Origin of the sequence: Microbacterium ginsengiterrae, assembly GCF_014205075.1 — a bacterium.
Lineage (GTDB): Bacteria > Actinomycetota > Actinomycetes > Actinomycetales > Microbacteriaceae > Microbacterium > Microbacterium ginsengiterrae.
Map to the genome: position 1 here is coordinate 1,305,070 of NZ_JACHMU010000001.1, position 21,997 is coordinate 1,327,066.

Consider the following 21,997-nt stretch of genomic DNA (forward strand, 5'->3'; position numbering starts at 1 on the left):
CTGCCGGGGGCGCGCGGACGCCGTTCGATAGGATGGAAGGGCCCGTTCGGGCCAGCTCATCTGCCGGTGCAAGCCCGGCGAGAAGCACTATCCAGGGGGAAGACCCATGCCAGGAATCGTGATCGTCGGCGTCCAGTGGGGCGACGAGGGCAAGGGCAAGGCCACCGACCTGCTCGGGGACCGCACCGACTGGGTGGTGAAGTTCAACGGCGGCAACAACGCCGGGCACACGGTCGTGGTGGGCAACGAGAAGTACGCACTGCACCTGCTGCCATCCGGCATCCTGTCGCCCGGTGTCATGCCGGTGATCGGCAACGGCGTCGTCGTCGACCTCGAGGTCCTCTTCGACGAGCTGACTGCGCTCTCGGCGCGCGGGATCGACGTCTCCAAGCTCCGCGTGAGCGCCAACGCGCACATCATCACGCAGTACCACCGCACGCTCGACAAGGTCACCGAGCGCTTCCTCGGCAAGCGCAACATCGGAACCACCGGCCGCGGCATCGGTCCGGCGTATGCGGACAAGATCAACCGCGTCGGCATCCGTGTGCAGGACCTCTTCGACGAGAACATCCTCCGTCAGAAGGTCGAGGGTGCGCTCGACCAGAAGAACCACCTGCTCGTGAAGGTGTTCAACCGCCGCGCCGTGACCGTCGACGAGGTCGTCGAGGACCTGCTGTCGTACGCGGAGCGGCTGCGTCCGATGGTCGCCGACACCGGGCACCTGCTCGACGAGGCGCTCGATCGTGGCGAGGTCGTCGTGTTCGAGGGCGGCCAGGCGACGATGCTCGACATCGACCACGGCACCTACCCGTTCGTCACCTCGTCGACCGCGACCGCTGCCGGCGCGGCATCCGGTTCCGGCGTGGGGCCGGGGCGCCTCGACCGCATCGTCGGCATCGTGAAGGCGTACACCACGCGCGTGGGCTCCGGACCCTTCCCCACCGAACTGTTCGACGAGAAGGGCGACTGGCTGCGGTCGGCCGGCTTCGAGTTCGGCACGACGACGGGGCGTCCGCGTCGCGTCGGCTGGTACGACGCACCGATCACCCGGTACGCGACCCGCATCAACGGCATCACCGACCTCGTCCTCACCAAGCTCGACATCCTCACCGGGCTCGAGCAGATCCCGGTGTGCGTCGCCTACGACGTCGACGGGGTCCGGTTCGACGACGTGCCGGTCAACCAGACGGACTTCCACCACGCGAAGCCGATCTACGACTACTACCCGGGGTGGAGCGAGGACATCTCCTCGGCCCGCACCTTCGAGGACCTGCCGCAGACGGCACAGGACTACGTGCTCGCGCTGGAGAAGATGAGCAAGACCCGCATCTCGGTCATCGGCGTCGGTCCGGAGCGCGATCAGGTCATCGTCCGTCACGACCTCGTGTGATCTCCGTCCCGTCTGTTCTGCCCGTCTGTTTCTGCCGGACGCGCACTTTCAGGCCCGAGAAGCGAGCATGAGCCGCAGACAGATGGGCGGTGAGGGGAACCGATGACGCAGTTCTGGCTCGGCGGTTACGGCGCCGACATGGGCGGGGATGCCGTGGGCATCGGTGTGCTCGCCGGAGACGAGGGGCGCGAACCGACGACCCTCGCGTACCGCGGCGGCGCCGCGTCGGCCGCGTCGCCCTCCTGGCTCGCCGCGCATCCGACGCTCGACGTCGTGTACGCCGCGCTGGAGGGCGAGGGGACCGTGCAGGCCTTCCGCCGTACCGGCGAGGTGTCGCTCACCGCTCTGGGTGGCCCTGTCGAGGCGGGTTCCGGTGTGTGCCACGTCGCCGTCGCCCCGAGCGGAGGGCACCTCGTCGCGAGCTGTTACGGGGACGGCCGGGTCGTGCGGATCGACCTCGCCGCCGACGGCTCCCCGACGTCCGCCACGGTCGCCGCTTCGGCGAGCGACCCCTATGACCGCGACGCACAGGATGCCGAGGACTCCGCGCGTCCGTCGGCGCAGGAGATCGCCGCCGCCATGCTGCGCCGCGGCTCCATGGTCGTCGACGAGGAGAAGCTCGACGAGCCGGTCGCCGAGCCGCCGCGGTCCGGTCTGCTGCTGTTCGACGAGATGCTCGGGCTGAACGCGGCTCCGGAGCAGGCTCCCGATCCCGCCGTCGAGGAGGATTCGGCATCCCGCGCGTCGCACGCGCATGCGGCGGCATTCCTGCCTGATGGCCGCATCGCCACCACCGATCTCGGGTTCGACCTCGTGCGGATCTGGCGCGCAGGGCGCACCGGCCTCGTCGAGGATCACCGCGTCGTCCTGCCGCAAGGGGTGGGGCCCCGGCACATGGTCGTGCATCCGAGCGGCCACCTGCATGTGGTCACCGAGTACTCGTGCGAGGTCTTCACGCTCGCCGCAGGCCCGGATGGACGGTGGACGCTCGCTGCGGCGACGACCGTGAGCCCGGCCGTGCGGGTCGGGGAGGACTTCCCGTCCGAGCTGTCGCGCTCGCGGGACGGGCAGACGCTGTACGCCGGCGTCCGCGGCAGCGACACGATCGCCGCCCTGCGCGTCCGAGGGGACGGTTCGCAGGTCGAGTCGTTCGCGCTCGCCGAGTCGGGCGTCGAATGGCCGCGGCACCACCTCGTGCACGACGGGGCGCTGCTCGTGGCCGGCCAGCGGTCGGATGAGATCAGCGTGCTCGACCTCGACGAGCGCACGGGCGCGCCCCGCGGCATCCGCCACCGCACGTCGGCACCCGCACCCACCCGCATCCTCCTCGCCCGCTGACCCGGGTCGCCCGACTGCCGGCCCCGCCTGTCCCGCCACCCACCCGCAAGGATGCAGGGCCGAGGCACGGATGCAGGACGAATCAGCCGAAACGGCCCTGCAGGCGTGCGCGGCCCCTGCATCCGTGCGGTGATGCGTCCCCGGCATCCGAGCGGTACGCAACGGATCGGGGACCTATAGCAGAAACCGGCGGGAACAACACGGCCGTGACAACGGTTTGCGCATGCACGAGACTGAGCGGAGCCGCGAGACGACCGCGGACGCAGGGAAGGCAGGGCCATGACGCAGGATGAATACGACCTCATCGTGCTGGGCGGAGGACCGGTGGGCGAGAACGTCGCCGACCGCGCCGTGCAGGGCGGGCTGTCCGCGATCATCGTCGAGAGCGAACTCGTCGGCGGTGAGTGCTCGTACTGGGCGTGCATGCCGTCCAAGGCGCTGCTCCGGTCCGCCCAGGCGCTGCGCGCAGCCCAGCACGTCGGCGGTGCGGCCGAGGCGGTCTCCGGACCACTGGACGTGCGTGCCGTGCTCGCCCGCCGCAACTCCTTCACCAGCGACTGGTCCGACGACGGCCAGGTCGCCTGGCTGCAGTCCGCCGGCATCGACCTCGTGCGCGGCCACGGCCGTCTCAGCGGAGAACGCGAGGTCACCGTGACGGATGCCGACGGCACGACGCGAGTGCTCACGGCCCGCCACGCGGTCGCGGTCAGCACGGGTACGGATGCCGCGATCGCGCCGATCCCCGGGCTCGCCGACGCGCGGCCGTGGACGAGCCGTGACGCGACGAGCGCGCAGGAGATCCCCGAGTCCCTCGCGATCATCGGCGGGGGCGTCGTCGGTGTCGAGATGGCGACGGCCTATGCCGGCCTCGGCGCGGCGGTGACGCTCATCGCCCGCGGCGAACTGCTCACCGGCATGGAGCCGTTCGCCGGGGAACGCGTCGCGGCAGGGCTTCGCGACCTGGGCGTCGACGTGCGCACCGGCGTGAGCACCACGAAGGTGAGCCGCGGCGCTGACGGCGTGACGATCGTCGTCGGCGACGGGGAGGAGATCCACGCGGCCGAGGTGCTGGCGGCGACCGGCCGCACCCCGCGCAGCGCCGACATCGGTCTGGAGACGGTCGGCCTCGAACCCGGTCGCTACATCGCGACCGATGACACGTTGCGGGTGCCCGGCAGCGACTGGTTGTACGCGGTCGGCGACATCAACGGCCGCGTGCTGCTGACGCATGAGGGCAAGTACCAGGCCCGCGCCGCGGGGGACGTCATCGCCGCCCGCGCGAACGGTGAGGACGTCGACGACGCCGCGTGGGGCCGTCATGTCGCGACAGCGGACCACGCCGCCGTCCCGCAGGTCGTGTTCGGCGAGCCGGAGGTCGCCTCTGTCGGCCTCACCGCGAAGGCGGCGGAGGATGCCGGACACTCGATCCGCGTGGTCGACTACGACCTCGGCGGAGTCGCGGGAGCGAGCCTCCGCGAGGACGGCTACAGCGGACAGGCGCGCATGGTCGTAGACACGGACCGCGACGTCATCCTCGGCGTCACCTTCGTCGGCCCCGACCTCGCCGACCTGCTCCACGCCGCGACCGTGGCGATCGTCGGCGAGGTGCCGATCAGCAGACTCTGGCACGCCGTGCCCTCCTACCCCACGGTGAGCGAGATCTGGCTCCGCCTGCTGGAGACCTACGGGCGCGAATCCGCCTGACCCATCCGTTCCCGGGGTCGCTCCGAACACCCCGGGAATCCGCGCCGCATGTCGGTGCCATCCCATACGCTCGAAAACGACACGAGGAGGAGCCGAATGAAGGCTGTACTCGCAGGAACCGTCATCGCAGAAGCCGACGACGCCGATCTCATCTCCATCGAGGGCAACTGGTACTTCCCGTTGACCTCTGTCGCCCCCGGCGTGCTGGTCGAGAGCCCCACTCCGTACACCTGCCCCTGGAAGGGCGAGGCGCAGTACTACTCCGCCGTCGTCGACGGTGAGCAGTACAAGGACGCCGCGTGGGGCTACCCGCGCCCGTACCCGAGCGCGCAGGAGCGCGTCGGCAAGGACATCTCGGGTCACATCGCATTCGCGCCGAGCGTCGAGGTCGGGCCGTAGGCCGGAGGCGAGGGAGCGCTCGCGCATGATCGAATTCACATCGGTGTCGAAGGTCTTCCCCGACGGCACGCTCGCGGTCGAGGACTTCAATCTCGTGCTGCCCTCCAGGAAGACGACGGTGTTCGTCGGATCGTCCGGATGCGGCAAGACCACCCTGCTGCGCATGATCAATCGCATGGTCGAACCGACCGGTGGGGACGTCGAGATCGACGGCGAGAGCGTGCTGTCGAAGAATCCGGTGGCCCTGCGCCGCAGCATCGGGTACGTCATGCAGAACTCCGGGCTCATGCCGCACTTCTCCGTCATCGACAACGTCTCCACGGTCCTCCGGCTCGACGGCATGGCCAAGAAGCAGGCGCATGAGCGCGCGAGAGTGCTGCTCGACACGGTCGGACTCGACCGCGCGCTCGCCGACCGCTACCCCAGCCAGCTCTCGGGCGGGCAGCAGCAGCGTGTCGGCGTCGCGCGAGGACTGGCCGCCGACCCCAACATCCTTCTCATGGACGAGCCCTTCGGCGCGGTCGACCCGATCGTCAGGGCGGATCTGCAGCAGGAGCTCATCCGACTGCAGCGCGATCTCGACAAGACGGTGGTCTTCGTCACGCACGACATCGATGAGGCGTTCCTGCTCGGCGATCAGGTCGTGATCCTCGACAGGGGCGCGCGCATCGTCCAGGTCGGCAGTCCGAGCGAGATCATCGAGAACCCGGCCAACGACTTCGTCTCCGCCTTCATCGGCGCCGAGCGGGGGCGCCGTGCCCTGCGGATCAAGCAGACGCCGCGCGGGCCCGTCGTGGTCGACTCGGAAGGACGGACGCAGGGTGCCCTCGTCGGCGAATCGGTCGGCACCGGACCGGACGGCGGATGACGTGACCTGGGTCGTCGACAACATCGGCCTCATCGTCGAATTGACGCTCACGCACCTGCGGCAGAGCGCGATCGCCATCGTGCTCGGATTCGTGTTCTCCGTCCCGCTGGGCTGGCTCGCCTGGCGGTACCGGCTGGTCCGCGGGCCGATCATCGTGCTCACGGGATTGCTGTACACGATCCCCTCACTCGCCCTGCTGATCCTCCTGCCGTCCGTCCTCGGCTACTCCGCCCGCAGCCAGGAGAACCTCATCGTCGGGCTGACGATCTACGCCGTGGCGATCCTCGTCCGCTCGGTCGCCGACGGACTCGACTCCGTGGATCAGGACATCCGTCAGGCTGCCGTCGCGGTCGGGTACGGCGGTGCCCGCCGCTTCTGGACGGTCGATCTGCCCCTGGCCGGTCCCGTCATCCTCGCGGGGCTCCGCGTCGCCGCCGTCAGCACGATCTCCCTCGCGACGGTAGGCATCCTCGTCGGTGTGCAGAACCTCGGCTACCTGTTCACCAACGGACTGCAGCGGCGGATCGTCGAAGAGGTCTTCGCCGGGGTGCTGGCCGTTGTGGTCATCGCCCTCCTCATCGACCTGATGCTCGTCCTGGTCGGCCGCCTCGTCATGCCGTGGACGCGGACGGCGACGGTGGGCAGCAGCCGGCGCGTCGCCCTCCCCGTGAGGGCCGCCGCATGAACCTGTTCGCCGAGGCGCTCGCCTGGTTGTTCTCGCCGGAACGGCTGGAGGGTCAGTACGCGCTGCCTGTGCTGCTCGGTCAGCACCTGTTCTTCACCGTGATCTCCGTCCTCATCGCCGCCGTCATCGCCGTGCCCATCGGGTGGCTGATCGGGCACACCGGCCGCGGACGCGAGATCGCCGTCGCCGTCTCCGGTGCCGCCCGCGCGGTGCCGTCGTTCGGACTCCTCGTGCTGCTCGTGCTGCTGATGGGGGTGCTGCACATCCCCGAGGCGGCGACCTTCACGTTCGTCCTCCTCGCCATCCCGTCACTGCTGGCCGGCGCTTACACCGGGCTCGAGGCGATCGACCGGCGCATCATCGACGCGGCCCGCGCGACGGGCATGACGCAGTGGCAGGTGTTCTGGAAGGTCGAGGTACCCCTCGGTCTTCCGCTCCTCATCGGCGGCCTTCGCTCGGCGACGCTGCAGGTGATCGCGACGGTCACGATCGCCGCCTACGTCAACCTCGGGGGGCTCGGTTGGCCGATCATCCAGGGAATCCCGCTGCGCCGCTTCGACCAGGTGCTCGGCGGGGCGATCCTCGTCGCCGTCCTCGCACTCGTCGCCGATCTGCTGCTCGCCCTCGCCCAGCGCGCCGCAGTGCCCGCCGGCATCCGCGTCTCCCAGCCGGGCGCCGTCTCGCCTAGAGCGGCGCGCCGTGCGGTCGCCGCCACCACGACCACAGCATCCGCCTGACTCCCCACCAGAGAGGAACATCATGTTCACCCCACGCAGATCACGTCTTGCCGTCGCCGCCGGTGTCGCGCTGACGGCAGCGGTCGTCCTCGCCGGTTGCGCCAGCAGCAACCCGCTGGACGCGCCGACCGACGACTCCTCCGGCGACGTCGGTTCCGACACGATCGTCATCGGCTCGCAGGCCTACTACTCGAACGAGATCATCGCCGAGATCTACGCACAGGCGCTGGAGGACGCCGGGTTCACCGTCGAGCGCGAGTTCAACATCGGTCAGCGCGACGCGTACATGCCCGATGTCGAGTCCGGTGCGATCAGCCTCTTCCCGGAGTACACCGGCAACCTGCTGCAGTACTTCGACGACACGGCCGACGTGACGAGCCCCGAAGACGTGTACTCCGCGCTGCAGGACGCCCTCCCCGACGGGCTCACTGCGCTCGACTACGCGGAGGCCAGCGATCAGGACACCTACACGGTGACCCAGGAGTTCGCCGACGCGAACGACCTCACCACGATCGCCGACCTCGCGAACGTCGACGGCACGGTCACCCTCGGCGGGGCGCCGGAGCTCGAGCAGCGCCCGTACGGCCCGAACGGAGCGAAGGAGGTCTACGGGCTCGACCTGGCATTCTCGGCCACGGGCGACACCACCTTCGAGTCGCTGCTCGCCGGCGAGATCCAGATCGCCGACATCTACTCGGCCGACCCGCGCTTCCAGACCGAGGACATCGTCGCGCTCGAGGACCCCGAGAGTCTCATCCTCGCCTCGAACGTCGTGCCGATCGCCTCCAGTGACGTCGCGGACGAAATCGCCGACGTGATCAACGCCGTCAGTGCAGAGCTCGGCGTCGACGACCTCGTCGCCCTGGGCGTCCAGAGCACGGAGGACCAGATGTCGTCGAAGGACATCGCCGCGCAGTGGCTCAAGGACAAGGGCCTGATCTGATCCCAGCCCGATGAAGAAGGCCCCCTCGATGCGTCGAGGGGGCCTTCCTCAATGTGTACACCGGTGCTAGATCCGCGAGTCCTGGCGGGGCACCCACACCTGGTTGATGATGATGAGGATGGACGCCGTGACGGGGACGGCGACGAGGGCGCCGAGCAGCCCGAGCAGCGTGCCGCCGACGAGGGCGCCGATGACGACGAGGGAGCCGGGGATCGAGATCGCCTTGTTCATCACGCGGGGCGTGAGGAAGTACGACTCGATCTGCATGTACACCAGGTAGACCACGGCGAAGATCAGCGCGAACAGCGGGTCGACGAACAGCGCGATCCCGGTTCCGATCACCCAGAAGATGAGGGATCCGACGAGCGGGATCAGCGTGATGAGGAAGGCCACGACCGCGAGCAGCAGCGGGAACGGCAGGCCCATCACCGTGTAGAGGGTCAGCACGACGAGCGCGTTGATGAATGCGAGCGTCACCATGCCCATGACGTAGCCGCCGACCGAGTCGGTGATCTGCTCCGTGATGATCGCGGTGTTCGCGCGGTCGCGCGCCGGGACGAGGCGCAGCAGCGACTTCTTGATCGTGGGCAGCGTCGCGACGAAGTAGATGACGAGGACGAGCACGATGACGATTCCGGAGATGGCGCTGGCGATGCCCGCACCGACCTGGAGGGCGCCGCCGCCGATCGTGGCGATGTTGCCCGGGTCGGTGAGGAATTTCTGCACGTCGTCGACGAGGTCCTGGAACTGGTCGCCGAACTGCGCCTCGAGCGTCTTGTAGATGTCGCTCGACATGAAGTCGCGGATGAGATCCGGCACGCTCTTGACGAACATCGTGATCTGCTCGACCACGACGGGGATGATGGTCCACAGCACGAGGGCGAGCACGGCGATGAGGCCGAACAGGACGATGAGCACGCTCCAGCCCCGTCCGATCCCCCGTCGACCGAGGAACCGCACCGCGGGGTCGAGACCGAGCGCCGCGAACAGTGCCAGCGCGATGTAGATGATCACCGTCGACAGGTTCGACAGGGCGAGTCCGAGCAGGATCGCGGACAGCGCCCCGAGGGTGACGAGGAAGCCGAACACGAACGGGCGCTCGATGCGCGTCCAGATGGAGCGCGACGAGGGCTCGGGTTCGATCACCGGCTTCGGGGTCACCGCTTCGAGGGGAGGCTCGACGGTGTTCGCCTTCGAGATCCGCTTCGTCTTCGTCTTGTGCGTCACCGTCGTCTCGGACTTCGCACGAGAGGCGCGCGTCGGGGTGGAGTCGTCGGCGTCCACTCGTTGATCGCTCGGGGTGCGGGGATTCTCGGATGCCTCGGGCTGATCCATGCTCATGGGCCAACTCTAGAGTGCGCGCGCGCGATATCGTCTTAAGCGCCCACGAACAAGGAGAGCCATGACAGACGCCGAGGACGCCCGCGCTGAACTGCAGCGCCTGCGCGGCACGATCGACAACATCGACGCCGCTCTGATCTTCATGCTCGCCGAGCGATTCCGGGCGACGCAGCAGGTCGGAGTCCTCAAGGCCGACCACGCCATGCCCCCGTCGGACCCCGCACGCGAGGAGCAGCAGGTGGCGCGGCTGCGGGCGCTCGCCGAGGAGGCGCACCTCGACCCCGAGTTCGCCGAGAAATGGTTCAACTTCGTCGTCGCCGAGGTCATCCGCCACCACACCGAGACCGCAGAGGGTCGCTGAGGAGATGACCACTGCCGGCGGTGCTCACGACCGGTTCCGGCTCGGTCTCGTCGGTCACGGCCGGTGGGCGTCGACGTACTTCCTGCCCGGTTCCCGGTGGGTGAGCGACGTCGACGTCGTGGCCGTGTGCGGCCGTGACGCAGGGCGGGCGTCGGTGTTCGCGCAGGAGCACGGCATCCCGAGCGCCTACGGGTCGATCGAGCGGATGCTCGAGGCAGAGCGCCTCGACGGGGTGATCATCGCCTCGCCTCCGCACGAACACGAGGCGGCCGTTCGCGCGGTCGCCCGACACCGCGTCGCCGTGCTGTGCGAGAAGCCCCTCGCGCTGGACGGCGACGGCGCACGGCGCATCCGCGACCTTCTCTCGGATCGCCCCGGCATGACGGGGTTCACGCTCCGGTGGCATCCGCTCTTCCGCACCCTCGTCCGGGCCGTCCGCGGCGGGGAGGTGGGGAGGGTGCGACACGTGCGCATCCGGTACCTGCAGTCCAGTGGAGCCACGACAGCGCGGCCCTGGGGATGGCACTTCGACGCCGCGACCGAGCCGCTCGGCGTCGTCTCGGATCTCGGCCCGCATGCGATCGACCTCGTGCGCTGGATCGTGGGCGACGTCCGCGAGGTCACGGCCTTCGCGCGGACGACGATACCGTTCAGGGCGGATGCCGAAGGCGGGGCCGCCCGCGCGGTGACGAACATCGACGACGCGGACGTGCAGGTGACGGCCGCGAGCGGGGTGACGGCCTCGCTCACCCTCAGCCGCGTCGCCCCCGACACCGGGGCACCCGGGTCCATCACGGTCGAGGTGCACGGGGAGACGGGGTGGATCAGGGCGAGTTCCGTCGACGAGGACGTGCTCATCGGCGACGCCTCCGGCACGCGGCGTCGACCGGTGCCGGTGACGTCGATCCTCGACGGGGCGGGCGACGAGATCAGGGACTTCGTCGACTCCGCCAGGGGAGCGCCCCCGGCGGAGTCGCCCACGATCGAGGACGGCCTGCGCGCCCAGCTCGTGATCGAGGCCATCGCCCGGTCGCTCGAGGCGGGCGCCGCCTCCGTCGTGTCCTGAGTGCGCCCTACCTCGACGTCCCCTGCGACACCGACCCCTGCAGCTGCCGCTGGAAGAAGATGTACACGATGAGCACCGGGACGATCGTGATGATCACCGCCGCGAACAGCGCGCCCTGATCGACTTCGTATCCGGCCGCCGATGCGAACGCCGCCATCCCCTGGGAGAGCACGTACTGCGAGGCGTTCGGGTTCAACGCCACCGGCAGCAGGAACTGGTTCCACAGGCCGAGGAAGTTGAGGATCCCGACCGCGGCGAGACCCGGCTTGGCCATCGGGAGCATCACCTGGAAGAACGTGCGCCATTCGCTCGCACCGTCCACGTAGGCCGCTTCCTGGATCTCGTAGGGCAGGGATTTGAAGAACGAGTACAGGAAGAACACCGTGAACGGCAGCGCGAACGCCACGTAGGTGATGATGAGGCCGGGCAGGGTGCCGAGGAGTCCGATGCCCTGCAGGATGAAGAACAGCGGCACGATCGCGAGGAACACCGGGAAGGTGAGGCCCGCGAGCATGAGGTAGTAGATGACCCTGCTCCCCGGGACGGAGAAGCGCGCGAGCACATAGGCGCACATCGCGCCCAGCAGCATCACCAGCACCAGCGCGACACCGACGACGATGACGGTGTTGAGGAACATCTGCCCGAAGTTGTACTTCGTCCAGGCGTTGACGTAGTTCGTCGGAGCCCACGAGGCCGGCAGCGTGAACGGGGAATCGAAGATCTCGCCGGTGGTCTTGAACGAGCTGAACAGGGTCCACAGCAGCGGGAGGATCACGACGATCGACCAGATCGCGAGGATGATGTGCGAGGTGGTGCCGATCACCCGATCGCTCGTGGTGCCGCGCCGCGGACGCAGCCGAGCGGCATCCTTGCGCGCGCGTCTGCGGTCGATCGTGATGAGGTTCGCGGTCTTGTCGCTCACAGTCGGCCTCCGTCTTCCTTGCCGCCGGTGAACCTGTTCACGAGGAACACGATCGCGGCGAACACCAGCGTCACCACGGCGAGCACGACGCCCATCGCGCTCGCGAGACCGAACTGGCTCTTCTCGAACGCGGTGCGGTACAGGTACTGCGACATCACGAGGGTGGTGTTCCCCGGCCCGCCCGTCGCGTTCAACGCGGCCATGTACACGAACGCGTCGAGGGCGAGGATGCCGATGTAGATGACGGCGGTCTGCACATTGTCGCGGATCAGCGGCAGCGTGATCGAGACGGTGGTGCGGAAGCGACCGGCGCCGTCGATGCGGGCGGCCTCGTAGACCTCGGCCGGCACACCTTTGATGGCGGCGATGAACAGCACCATGTAGAACCCGACCATGCCCCAGACGATCACGAAGATCGATGCGCCCATCGCCGTGCGCTCGTCACCGAGCCAGGCGAACCCGTTCACGTCGAGTCCGACCGCGTCGAGCATGCCGTTGAGCAGACCCTCCGGGGAGTAGATCAACGCCCAGAGGATGCCGATGACGATCGCGGGGATCACGTACGGGAAGAACGACACCACCCGGTAGAAGCTCGAGCCGGTCAGGCCCCTGACCTGTCCGGTGCTCGGCCCGCCGACGGTGATCATGCTGGCGAACACGAGTGCGATGGTGAGGGTGATGAGCGGCACGAAGATCGCCAGGACGATGTTGTTGCCCATCGCCTGGAGGAAGGTCGCGTCCGTGAACAGGCGGACGAAGTTCGTCAGCCCGACGAAGTCCATCTCCGGCGAGAACCCGGTCCAGTTGGTCATCGAGTAGTACACCGCCTGCACGAACGGCGAGATCACGAAGATCAGGAAGATCGCGACGGGCAGGACGAGGAAGACCAGCAGGAACGAGATGTAGTCGAAGGTGAGCGGGCGCTTCCCGAGACGAGGCGGCCGGCGCCGCCCCGCCCCGGGAGCGACGGTGGCGGTGTCCACCTCGCCGCGGGAACGGACAGTGGTCACTTGATCTCGATCTTGGTGATGGAGTCGTCGTTGCGGATCTTGTCCGTGAGATCCTGCAACTGCTTGGTGATGTCGGCGACGCTCATCTTGCCGTCGAGGAACGAGTTCCAGATCGGCAACTGGTCGCTGTTCATCCCGTACAGGTTGAACGACTTGATCGTGAAGACGTTGTCGCCGGCCGCGGCGAGCAGCTTCCCCTGCGACTGCAGCGCCGTCGATCCGAACCCGTCCTCGGGGACGGTGTCCTTGACGATCGTGGGGGCGAGCTTCGTCTTGGCGAACTCGACAGCCGACTCCTTCGAGAGCATGGTGCGCAGGAGCTCCTTGCCACCGGCAGGGTTCTTCGCCTTACTCGGCACGATGAACGGCTCACCGGCTTCCGCCCGCATGTACCCCGCAGGTGTCGACTGGTCGTCGTTCAGCGGCAGTTCGGCGATGCCCATCATGTCGAAGCCCTCGGCGGTCTGCGACTTCATCTCGTTCTCGATCCAGGAACCCGACGGGTAGAGCAGCGCCTCCTGCTTGCTGCTCCACTGCGCCTGCGCCTCCGTGAACTGCGTGCCGGAGCCGCCCGGCTTGACGTAGCCGGAGGCGATGAGGTCATGGAGGATCGTGAGGATGTCCTGGATGATGGGGTTCGACCAGCAGCCCTCCTCGAGGTTCTCCAGTGGCAGACGCACCTCGTCGCCTCCCTGGATCACAGCGGAGTCGACGACCATCGTCTGGTAGTACGTCGCCGCCTCCTTGCCCCACAGGAACAGGTACTTGCCCTGCGCCTTCGCGGCCTCGCCGAGCGCCTTGAGGTCCTGCCACGAGGTGGGGACCTCCCAGCCGTTCTCCTCGAACAGGCTCGAGGAGTACCAGATGCCGTAGACGGTCATGACGTAGTTCAGCGCGATGAACTTGCCGTCGAACGTTCCGGGGGCCTCGACACCGGCGAAGAGCGTGTCGCGGATCTTCACGCCTTCGAGGTTGTCGGCGTCGATGACCTCGGTCAGGTCCTCGAGCTGGTCGATGATCGTGTTCCAGCCGATCGAGTTGGCTCCGGAGTTGTCGACGAGGTCCGGCGGGTTACCGCCGACGAACCGCGGCTGCAGCTCGGTGGCGATCTTCGTCGATGGGGACACCGTGACGGTCACGCCCTCGAGACCGGGATTCTTCTCCATGATCTTCCCGGCGTTCTCGACGTAGTCGACGCCGTAACCGCCGTTGAAGATGACCGCGTCGACGGTCGCGTTCGCGGCGACACCGAAGGGGTTGTCGGAGGTGACCTCGCCCTGCGGGCCGGCGTCCCCTCCTCCGCCGCTCGGGGCGGCGCAGGACGCCAGCGACATGCCGAACGGCAGCAGCAGCGCCGTCGCTGTCGCGCCTCGCAGCAGGTTGCGGCGGGTGATGGAGGTTTCTTTGAGTTCCATCTTCATACCTTTCGTTGTGATCTGTGTCGGGGTACGTGCGGGAGGAGAGCCGGTCAGTCTCCGCGTCTCATGCGGCCGAGGTAGCGGGCCTCGAGGGCGGAGTTGTGCTCGTCGCCGCCGGGGATGTTGGCGGAGATGTACATCGGCGGAGTGTCTCCGCGCTCGGCGATGCGGCGCGCGACGCCGAGGGTGAGGAGTTGGGCGATGAAGGCGCCGGTGATGGACGAGATCGCCCCTGCCCCGATCCCGTCCCCGATCTCGAGGGTCGTGTCGCCGTACGGGGCGAGGTTGTCGATCGTCACGTCGGCCACCTCGGAGAGGCGCTTGCCGGACGGATGCTTCGGCTCGACGCGCATCGTGTGCTCGAGACTCGTCACGGCGATCACCCGGTGGCCGCGCTCCTTCGCCCACAGCGCCGCACCGACGATGGAGCCGTTCACGCCGGAGTTCGACGCGATCATGAAGATGTCGTCGTCGCCGACGGGGACGGTCGCCATCAGTTCGTCCACGAGCCATGGCTCGCGCTCCAGGGCGCTGGTGAGCACGTCCACCTCACGGTCGCCGTAGAGGACGAGGTCGCGCAGGGCGAACTTGTTTGTGGGGATGAGACCGCCGGCCCGGCCGGAGATCTCCATCGCGAACGCCTCGGAATGGCCGGTGCCGAACGCATGGATCACCCCGCCGGCATCCAGCGCCGCGACGATCATCGCGATCGCCTCATCGAGCGCTCCCGCCTCCGCATCGGCGGTGAGGCGGGCCAGACGCTCGCTGGCTTCGCGGAACAGATCCGATGGTGTTGCGGTCAACGGCGGGCCTCCTGTGTGTGCTGCGGGCGCGCGTGCGGCGTCCGTGGTCGGCGATGGCTCGACACCGCTGTCGCCGTGGCGGCCAGGCGCTTCGTGGCGGAGTCGAAGATCTGCTGCGCCACGAGCAGGTAGAGCAGATCGACCACGAGCAGCTGCGAGTGCTTGACCGACATGTCGTCGGGGCGCAGGTACCCGATCGGGGCTGCGGTGGTGATCGACACGTCGGCGACGGTGGCGATCCAGCTCTCGTCGTCGTGGGTGATCGCGACCGTGTGCGCGCCGACCTCGGCCGCCTGCGTGAGCATCTGCACCGTCTCGTTGGTCTGACCGGTGCTGGAGACGCCGATGGCCACGGAGTGCTCGTCCTGGAGGACCGCACTGGCGAGGCCGTCGTGCACGTCCGACCATGCGTGCGCGCTGATCCCGATGCGGTGGAGGCGCCGCTGCAGCTCCTGTGCGATGCCCCCGCTGCCGCCGAGGCCGTAGATGTCCACGTGGTGGCTCGTGGCGATCGCGTGGGCGACCTCGACGACGGCATCCAGGTCGATGCCCTCCCTCGTCGACTCGAGCCCGCGCACGTGGACGTTCAGCAGCGTCCGCAGGACCTTCTCGGGCGTATCGCTCGGCTCGAACTCCGCGCCGATGTCCATCCGCCACGCGCGGTCGGCTTCGAGGTGGCCGAGCTCGGTGGCGATCGCGACGCGGAACTGCGTGTATCCGGCGAAGCCGAGCCAGCGGCAGAACCGGGTCACGCTGGCGGGAGAACTGCCCGCCTGTTCGGCGAGCTCGGTGATGGTCGATGCCACCGGCGTGTCGGGGTGCGAGATGACGTGGTCGGCGATCCGCGACAGCGCGACCGGCATCGCGTCGCGATGTTCGGCGATCCGGCTGACGATGGCGCCATTGCCGGTCTTCGGACTGCGTGGCACCATTGCCCCCAGAACTCGACTCGGGAATTCTCCGTTGCGGTGAAAACTATTCTCACGGCCCGAGAAGGTCAAGTAAGGACGAGTTACAAATGGGTTACGACACGCTGACGATCGGTCTGGATGCCGGTGGCACCTCGACGCGCGCCGTGCTGACGACCGGGACAGGGGAGTGCGTCGGCTTCGGTGTCGGCGGGCGCGGCAACCCCACCTCCTCCGGGGTCGAGATCGCCGGCGACGGGGTGATGGCGTCGATCGCGGCCGCGCTCGCCGCATCGTCCGCGACGCTGGCCGACGTGTCGGTCATCGCCACCGCCATGGCCGGTCAGCGGATCGGGGACGAGGAGGGCGCGTGGCTGATGGCCCGACTGTCGGCCGAGGGGTTCGCCGGGCGACTCGTTTTCGAGTCCGACCTGGCGGCGACCTACTTCACCGGCTCGGCCGAGCCGTTCGGATACGCGATCGTCGCCGGGACTGGCGCCTGTGCGGTGCGCATCGAGGACGGGAGCATCGCCGCTACCGCCGATGGGCTGGGGTGGTTGCTGGGCGACCGGGGCAGCGGTTACTGGATCGGGCACCGTGTCGCCAGGGCCGTCGTACGAGAGCTCGATCACGCCGGGCCGCGGACGGCGCTGACGCCCGCCCTGCTCGCACACCTCGGGATCACCGCGGAGACCGCGCGGAGGGAGGGACGTCTTCAGGTCCTGGATCAGGTCGTCGAGGCGCTGTACGCCCTGCGCCCGATCGAACTCGCCGCGCTCGCGCCGCTCGCGTTCACGGCAGCGGATGCCGTCGCGGAGCGGATCCTGCACCGTGCGGGTGCGCACCTCGCCGACACCCTCGCCGCGGTGCTGGACGGCCCCGGTCCCGTCGTGCTCGGTGGCAGCGTGCTCTGCCGCGACAGCCCGGTCCGCGACGCGTTCGTCCGGCGCCTCGGTGCGGCAGCGGACGGCCTCGACATGCGTCCGGTCGTCGACGGTGCAGTCGGCGCCGGTCTCCTCGCCCTGCGGGCCGCCGGGGTCGCGGTGTCGCCGGAGACGCTCGCGCGGCTCAGCGGGTCACTGGCAGGGATGCGGTGAGTCCGCTCAGGCCGTGAGGATCCGACCGCGCACGAGACCCTCGACGGCGAGCGTGTAGACGCGGCCGATCTCCTCGTCCTGGACCGGACGCTGGCCGGCGAACAGCGCGTGATGCGTCGGCGAGTTCTGCAGCACGTTCGGTGAGACGGCATTGATGCGGATGCCGCGCGGTGCCTCCGCCGCCGCGGTGATCACGAACGACTCCACCGCGCCGTTCGCGGCGGCGGCCGCCGCCCCGGTGGCGATCGGTTCCCGGGCGAGGACGCCGGTGGTGAGGGTGATCGACCCGCCATCGGTGACATGGTCGAGTGCGACGCGCGCGGTGTCCATCTGCGGGAGCGCCTTGGACGTGAATGCGGCGAGATAGTCGTCTCTCGTGAGCTCGGTGAGGTGCGCGAACGGCACGGAGCCGGCCGCCATGACCACGGCATCCACCTGGCCGACGCGTTCGAACAGGGCGAGCACGGATGCCGGGTCGGTGAGGTCGACGGACCATTCGCTGCTCCGTGAGGCGCGCAGCACCTCGTGACCTCGGGATTCGAAGGTCGAGGCGACGATGCCGCCGATCTTTCCGGTCGCTCCGATGACGAGGATCCTCATGCCCTCGATCCTATGCGGGCCGGTCCCGGCGGTCGCCTGTGCGGGGGCGGCTCAGCGACGCGCGAACTGTGCGGCGTGCGCGGCCCAGGCCGACTCCGCCGGCAGTGCGCGCAGGCCCGCGTTCGACACGGCGAGCAGAACGGCGATGGCGCAGAGGGCGGCACCGACCACGAGGGTGGTCTCCCGGCCGATGAACGACAGGCCGATCCCGGCGACGAGGGGTGCCAACGGCATCGCCCCCATGCCGAGCACGGCGGCGGCGCTGTTGGCCCTGCCGAGCATCTCGGTGGGTGTCGCGACCATGAAGTACCCCATGAGAGCGGCGTTGACGGCGGGGATGAAGACCACGGCGGCAGCGAGGATGAGCCCGAGCAGCAGGGGCGAGCGGAAGGGGATGAGGCCGAAGATCGCGATGGTGGAGACCGCGAGTCCGCCGATGATGACGGCCCCTGCCCTGATCCGGGAGACGAGTAGCGGTGCGACGAGAGCCCCGAGAAGCATGGCGACGCCCGCGCCGGTCCCGAGCAGCCCGATCGTCAGGGGGGAGTGGCCCTGCTGCTGCAGGGCGTACATGACGGTGGTGAGGGCCGCGCTGAAGCCGAGGTTGATGATGGTCGCGACGAAGAGCACACCGCGCAGATCGGCCCTCGAGAACAGCCATCGGAAACCCTCCGCGATCTCGCGGCGCGCGTTCGGCGTGGCGGCGGTGGTCGCCGCGGCGGCGACACCCGTCTCGGGGATCGCGGCATCCGGTTCCGTCTCCGCCGACGGGGCAGCCTCGTGCGGGGCGGAGCGCTGCAGCATCCACGCCGTGGCGGCCGCCACCACGTGGCACACGGCCATGGCGGCGCCGATCGCCCACGCGCCGGCGGCGAGCAGCGCGCCGCCGAGCGGTCCGCCGGCGAGCTGCAGCACGGCGTCACGGCCCTGGTTGGCGCCCTGCGCCCTGCCCATCGCGTCTCCCGGGACGATCTCCTTCAGGGCGCTCTCACCGGCGACGTCGAAGAGCCCTGTTCTCGCAGCGAGGAGGATCTCGATGACGAGCAGGGCGACGAAGGTCAGTGCGTCGGTGAGTGCGAGCGCGGTGAAGGCGACGGAGAGTGCGACGCCGACGACCGATCCGGTCACCATCATGCGGATGCGCGCATGGCGATCGGCGAGGACCCCGCCGTAGAGCGTCGTCAGGGTGCGGATCGTCATGCCGACCGCGCTGATCACTCCTGCCTGCGCGGGGTCGTCGGTGGCGAACAGGGCGATGAGCGGGATCGCGAACGAGAACAGCGCGCTGGCGAGACCTTTGGCCGTGTCGCTCACCAGCCAGGTGATGTAGCGACCGTTGTGGGCCAGGCTGTGCGCGGGGGTCGTCGTCGAGGTCATGCCACTGAGCATAAATACGCAAGGACAGTTGCGCAAGTGTTCTTGCGCAATGAATCGTGCGCAAGGATGCGTGCGGTTAGACTCGGCGCATGGCGGACGAACGGCGACCTGTGCACGACGACGCGCGGCCGGCGACGACCGAGATGCTCAAGGCGTACGCGCATCCGTTGCGCCGCCGCATCGCGAAGGTCCTGGTCGCGCGGGGATTCGCTCGCGCCGCCGACGTCGCCGCCGATCTTGGTGTGCCGGCGAACAGCGTGAGCTTCCACCTGCGTGTCCTTGCCGACGCGGGCCTCATCGAGGAGGCGCCCGAGCACGCGAGGGATCGTCGTGACCGGGTGTGGAAGGCCTCTCCCGCCGCGTGGAACATCGGCTCTCCTGAGCATCCGATCGCCGACGAGGTGCTCGGCAACGCCGTCATGGCCGCCCTCGCCGACGACCACATCGAGGTCGTGCGTCGCGTCATGACCTGGGCGCCCGAGTACGTCGCCGGGCGGACCACTGAGGTGCACGGGACCTTCAGTCAGGCGATCCTGCGGCTGTCCGAGGCGAACTTCCGCGAACTCGAGCGGCGCATCCAGGAGGTCCTCAAGGAGGTCGAGGACGCGCAGGACCCCGACGACCCGGACATCCGTGCGTGGTCCTTCGAGATCGTCGCCGCCGACGACCGGATCTGAATCGCCCGCCCATCCGGGACGCCTGACGTCCCGGCACGACGGAGGCCTGCCCGCGCCGCCGGTGCGGCAGGCGCGAGCAGGCCTCTGCGATGCGTGCGGACTACGGCTTCGCTCTCCGGAAGGCGAGGAACGACACCAGCGCGAGCAGCGCCACCACGACCAGGCCCCACAGAGCCAGGCCGAGGGCGCCGAGATCCATGATGGTCGCGCCGACGTTCCCCCACAGCTCCAGCCGGGTGACGAGGAACGCCAGCCCGACGAGGACGAGTGCGAGGGCGATGCTGACGAGCGTGATGACCACCGGTCCCCAGCTCTTGTAGATCGTCGCGCCGGTGAAGCCGACGACGAAGAAGAACAGCGCGAGGGTGAAGTAGACGACGAAGGCGCCGCCGGGGCCCGACTCCCACAGCCACGGCAGGTGGAAGACGTAGCCGTTCACGCCCCAGCCGTTCGTGAGCAGCTCGAGTCCACCGCCGATGAGGAACAGCACACCCATGAACGCGCTGGCGAGGGCTGCGGTGATGAGTGTTCCGGTGAAGAACTCGCGGCGGGTGATGCTCATGGCCTGCGAGAACGGGAATGTCATGGTCATGGCCGACAGGCCGACCGCGAAGAACACCCACAGCGGTGCCTGTCCTCCGCCGCCGTAGTTCGGACCTCCGCCCGGGATCATCGCGTAGATGAGGATCGACACGACCGTGGCCGAGGCGAGGACGATCAGCGGCACCCAGATGAAGGTCTGCTTGTTGATCAGTTGCAGACGGATGACGTTGAGAGTGCGGGACATCAGTGGACCTCCTGGCTTTCCGCGCCGGCGACGGCGCCGGCCTTCTGGGTGAGGCGGACGATGAGCTGCTGCAGGGATACGGGGGCGAGGTCCATGCCGGATGCGGCGACCTCTGCGCGCTCGTCGGGGGACAGGGCTCCGAGCACCGTCACCGAGGCCACCCGACCGAGGGATTCGCGGTGCAGCACCTCGCGCCCCTGGGCCCAGGCGTCGACCTTCGCCGCATCGCCGACGACGGTGACGGCGCGATCGCGCACGGCATCCGTGTCCTCGTCGAGGAGGATCCGGCCGTTGTCGATGACGATGACGCGCTCGATGAGGTTCGACACCTCGTCGATGAGGTGCGACGACAGGATGATCGTCCTCGGGTGCTCCGCGTAGTCCTCGATGAGGCGGTCGTAGAAGATCTGCCGCGCCACGGCGTCGAGGCCGAGGTACGGCTCGTCGAAGAAGGTGAGCTCGGCGCGGGAGGCGAGTCCGATGATGACGCCGACCGCCGACAGCTGTCCACGGGACAGCTTCTTGATCGTCGTCTTCATCGGGAGTTGGAAGTCCTCGATGAGACGGTCCGCGAGCGGCTGGTCCCAGTTCTCGAAGAACAGGCTCGCCGCCTTGAGCGCGTGGCGAGGTGTGGCGTCATCCGGATACTTCTGGCTCTCCCGGACGAAGCACACCCGGCTCAGGACCCTGGAGTTCTCGTATGGATGCTCTCCGAAGACCCGCACGTCGCCGGAGGAGGCGAAGTTCTGTGCGGTGAGGATCGACATCAGCGTGGTCTTGCCTGCGCCGTTGCGCCCGAGGAGTCCGTAGATCGCGCCTCCGTCGATCGTGAGCGAGACGTCGTCCAGGGCGTTCTTGTCCTTGTAGTGCTTGGTGAGGTTGCGCACCTCGATGACGGCGGTCATGCGGAGTTCCCTTCCGTGGTGGTGGATGCCGCGGCGGCGCGTTCGCGCAGGAGGGCGGCGAGGTCCTCGGCTCCGAGCCCGAGTGTGCGGGCCTCGGCGAGGAGCGGATCGATGTAGCGGTCGGCGAATGCGGAGCGCCGCTCCGTGAGCAGTGCGGCGCGGGCGCCTGCGGCGACGAACATTCCGATGCCGCGCTGCTTGTACAGCACACCCTTGTCGGTGAGCATGGCGACTCCCTTGGCTGCGGTGGCGGGGTTGATCCGGTAGAAGGCGGCGAGCTCGTTCGTCGAGGGCGCCTTGGACTCCTCTTCCAGTGAGCCGTCGAGGATCTGGTCCTCGATCTGCTCGGCGATCTGGAGGAAGAGCGCCTTGCCTTCTTCGATCACGATGCCTCCGGGTTGTCGGTCAGTTGGTTACTTACTTGACTAACTAACCACCGAACTCGGCAGGTGTCAACCCTCGTCCGCGCGCGGCACCTGCACGGGCAAGCGACGGATGCACGACGCTCCTGCGCATTCGAGCGTGCAGCTGTCGCCGCGTCGTGCAGGTGTCGTCCGGGCATCCGTCTACGCATGCCGCGGGATCGGCGTCAAGACCCCTCCGCAATACGTCGCCGCCCCATAGCGTGATCGGACGGGGGCGCCGCGGGGCGCGCCCGGAG

Annotated in this window: 23 protein-coding genes; 12 read left to right on the forward strand and 11 right to left on the reverse strand. The window is 68.7% G+C overall.

Annotated elements, in window-relative coordinates:
• Positions 1-106: 106 nt before the first annotated feature.
• From HD600_RS06540 to HD600_RS06575, 8 genes are all read left to right on the forward strand, one after another.
• A complete protein-coding gene (locus HD600_RS06540; protein ID WP_184282387.1) occupies positions 107-1,390 on the forward strand; it encodes an adenylosuccinate synthase in 1,284 nt (427 codons plus the stop codon).
• 102 nt (positions 1,391-1,492) lie between these two features.
• Positions 1,493-2,728, forward strand: a complete 1,236-nt coding sequence (locus tag HD600_RS06545) for a lactonase family protein (protein ID WP_184282389.1) — start codon at positions 1,493-1,495, stop codon at positions 2,726-2,728.
• 279 nt (positions 2,729-3,007) lie between these two features.
• Positions 3,008-4,432 carry a dihydrolipoyl dehydrogenase family protein gene (locus HD600_RS06550; RefSeq protein WP_184282391.1) on the forward strand — a complete coding sequence of 475 codons (1,425 nt, stop codon included), beginning with the start codon at positions 3,008-3,010 and terminating at the stop codon, positions 4,430-4,432.
• 96 nt (positions 4,433-4,528) lie between these two features.
• Positions 4,529-4,831: a DUF427 domain-containing protein gene (locus HD600_RS06555; RefSeq protein WP_184282393.1), complete on the forward strand. Its 303-nt coding sequence runs from the start codon at positions 4,529-4,531 to the stop codon at positions 4,829-4,831.
• Positions 4,832-4,856: 25 nt separating this feature from the next.
• Positions 4,857-5,699, forward strand: coding sequence for an ABC transporter ATP-binding protein (locus HD600_RS06560; RefSeq protein WP_184282395.1), 843 nt, complete (start codon positions 4,857-4,859; stop codon positions 5,697-5,699).
• A 1-nt stretch (position 5,700) separates the two neighbouring features.
• Positions 5,701-6,384, forward strand: a complete 684-nt coding sequence (locus HD600_RS06565) for an ABC transporter permease subunit (protein ID WP_184282397.1) — start codon at positions 5,701-5,703, stop codon at positions 6,382-6,384.
• Positions 6,381-7,121: an ABC transporter permease gene (locus HD600_RS06570; protein ID WP_184282398.1), complete on the forward strand. Its 741-nt coding sequence runs from the start codon at positions 6,381-6,383 to the stop codon at positions 7,119-7,121. Before HD600_RS06565 ends, HD600_RS06570 begins: the two co-directional genes overlap by 4 nt.
• Positions 7,122-7,143: 22 nt before the next feature.
• Positions 7,144-8,064, forward strand: coding sequence for an ABC transporter substrate-binding protein (locus HD600_RS06575; protein WP_184282400.1), 921 nt, complete (start codon positions 7,144-7,146; stop codon positions 8,062-8,064).
• A 66-nt stretch (positions 8,065-8,130) separates the two neighbouring features.
• Here the strand turns inward: HD600_RS06575 and HD600_RS06580 are convergent, their stop codons facing one another.
• On the reverse strand, positions 8,131-9,405 hold the full coding sequence (locus tag HD600_RS06580; RefSeq protein ID WP_241731633.1) for an AI-2E family transporter: 1,275 nt from the start codon (positions 9,403-9,405) through the stop codon (positions 8,131-8,133).
• A 61-nt stretch (positions 9,406-9,466) separates the two neighbouring features.
• Here HD600_RS06580 and HD600_RS06585 point away from each other — a divergent pair, with 61 nt between their 5' ends.
• Complete coding sequence (locus tag HD600_RS06585; protein WP_184282402.1) at positions 9,467-9,766, forward strand: chorismate mutase; 300 nt, start codon at positions 9,467-9,469, stop codon at positions 9,764-9,766.
• Positions 9,767-9,770: 4 nt separating this feature from the next.
• A complete protein-coding gene (locus HD600_RS06590) occupies positions 9,771-10,832 on the forward strand; it encodes a Gfo/Idh/MocA family protein (RefSeq protein ID WP_184282404.1) in 1,062 nt (353 codons plus the stop codon).
• Between the two features lie 7 nt (positions 10,833-10,839).
• On the opposite strand, the gene HD600_RS06595 is transcribed toward HD600_RS06590, so the two are convergent.
• The 5 genes from HD600_RS06595 to HD600_RS06615 all read right to left on the reverse strand — a co-directional run bounded on the left by HD600_RS06595 (position 10,840) and on the right by HD600_RS06615 (position 15,917).
• Positions 10,840-11,688, reverse strand: a complete 849-nt coding sequence (locus HD600_RS06595; RefSeq protein WP_206705835.1) for a carbohydrate ABC transporter permease — start codon at positions 11,686-11,688, stop codon at positions 10,840-10,842.
• A gap of 62 nt (positions 11,689-11,750) precedes the next feature.
• Positions 11,751-12,764: a carbohydrate ABC transporter permease gene (locus HD600_RS06600; RefSeq protein WP_338402167.1), complete on the reverse strand. Its 1,014-nt coding sequence runs from the start codon at positions 12,762-12,764 to the stop codon at positions 11,751-11,753.
• Complete coding sequence (gene ngcE, locus HD600_RS06605) at positions 12,761-14,179, reverse strand: N-acetylglucosamine/diacetylchitobiose ABC transporter substrate-binding protein (protein ID WP_144794067.1); 1,419 nt, start codon at positions 14,177-14,179, stop codon at positions 12,761-12,763. Before ngcE ends, HD600_RS06600 begins: the two co-directional genes overlap by 4 nt.
• A gap of 53 nt (positions 14,180-14,232) precedes the next feature.
• Positions 14,233-14,985 (reverse strand): sugar isomerase domain-containing protein, encoded by a 753-nt coding sequence (locus tag HD600_RS06610; RefSeq protein ID WP_206705696.1) that lies wholly within the window; start codon positions 14,983-14,985, stop codon positions 14,233-14,235.
• Complete coding sequence (locus tag HD600_RS06615; RefSeq protein WP_184282406.1) at positions 14,982-15,917, reverse strand: MurR/RpiR family transcriptional regulator; 936 nt, start codon at positions 15,915-15,917, stop codon at positions 14,982-14,984. Before HD600_RS06615 ends, HD600_RS06610 begins: the two co-directional genes overlap by 4 nt.
• Before the next feature lie 86 nt (positions 15,918-16,003).
• On the opposite strand from HD600_RS06615, the gene HD600_RS06620 reads away from it, so the two are divergent.
• The gene (locus HD600_RS06620; protein ID WP_184282409.1) at positions 16,004-16,990 is read left to right on the forward strand and encodes an N-acetylglucosamine kinase; all 987 of its coding nucleotides are present in this window, start codon (positions 16,004-16,006) and stop codon (positions 16,988-16,990) included.
• A gap of 6 nt (positions 16,991-16,996) precedes the next feature.
• Here HD600_RS06620 and HD600_RS06625 read toward each other — a convergent pair whose 3' ends face one another.
• Both HD600_RS06625 and HD600_RS06630 read right to left on the reverse strand, forming a co-directional pair.
• Entirely contained in the window at positions 16,997-17,590 is a 594-nt protein-coding gene (locus HD600_RS06625) for a short chain dehydrogenase (protein WP_184282411.1), read from the reverse strand.
• 51 nt (positions 17,591-17,641) lie between these two features.
• Positions 17,642-18,967, reverse strand: a complete 1,326-nt coding sequence (locus HD600_RS06630) for an MFS transporter (protein WP_184282413.1) — start codon at positions 18,965-18,967, stop codon at positions 17,642-17,644.
• Between the two features lie 89 nt (positions 18,968-19,056).
• On the opposite strand from HD600_RS06630, the gene HD600_RS06635 reads away from it, so the two are divergent.
• Positions 19,057-19,644, forward strand: a complete 588-nt coding sequence (locus tag HD600_RS06635) for an ArsR/SmtB family transcription factor (protein WP_144794082.1) — start codon at positions 19,057-19,059, stop codon at positions 19,642-19,644.
• Positions 19,645-19,744: 100 nt separating this feature from the next.
• On the opposite strand, the gene HD600_RS06640 is transcribed toward HD600_RS06635, so the two are convergent.
• Genes HD600_RS06640 through HD600_RS06650 form a run of 3 tightly spaced genes read right to left on the reverse strand, consistent with a single transcriptional unit; the run spans position 19,745 to position 21,722 of the window.
• Entirely contained in the window at positions 19,745-20,431 is a 687-nt protein-coding gene (locus tag HD600_RS06640) for a hypothetical protein (protein ID WP_184282415.1), read from the reverse strand.
• Positions 20,431-21,336: an ABC transporter ATP-binding protein gene (locus HD600_RS06645; RefSeq protein WP_184282417.1), complete on the reverse strand. Its 906-nt coding sequence runs from the start codon at positions 21,334-21,336 to the stop codon at positions 20,431-20,433. The genes HD600_RS06640 and HD600_RS06645 overlap by 1 nt, the downstream gene beginning before the upstream one ends.
• Positions 21,333-21,722 carry a GntR family transcriptional regulator gene (locus HD600_RS06650; RefSeq protein ID WP_184282419.1) on the reverse strand — a complete coding sequence of 130 codons (390 nt, stop codon included), beginning with the start codon at positions 21,720-21,722 and terminating at the stop codon, positions 21,333-21,335. The genes HD600_RS06645 and HD600_RS06650 overlap by 4 nt, the downstream gene beginning before the upstream one ends.
• Between the last annotated feature and the right edge of the window lie 275 nt (positions 21,723-21,997).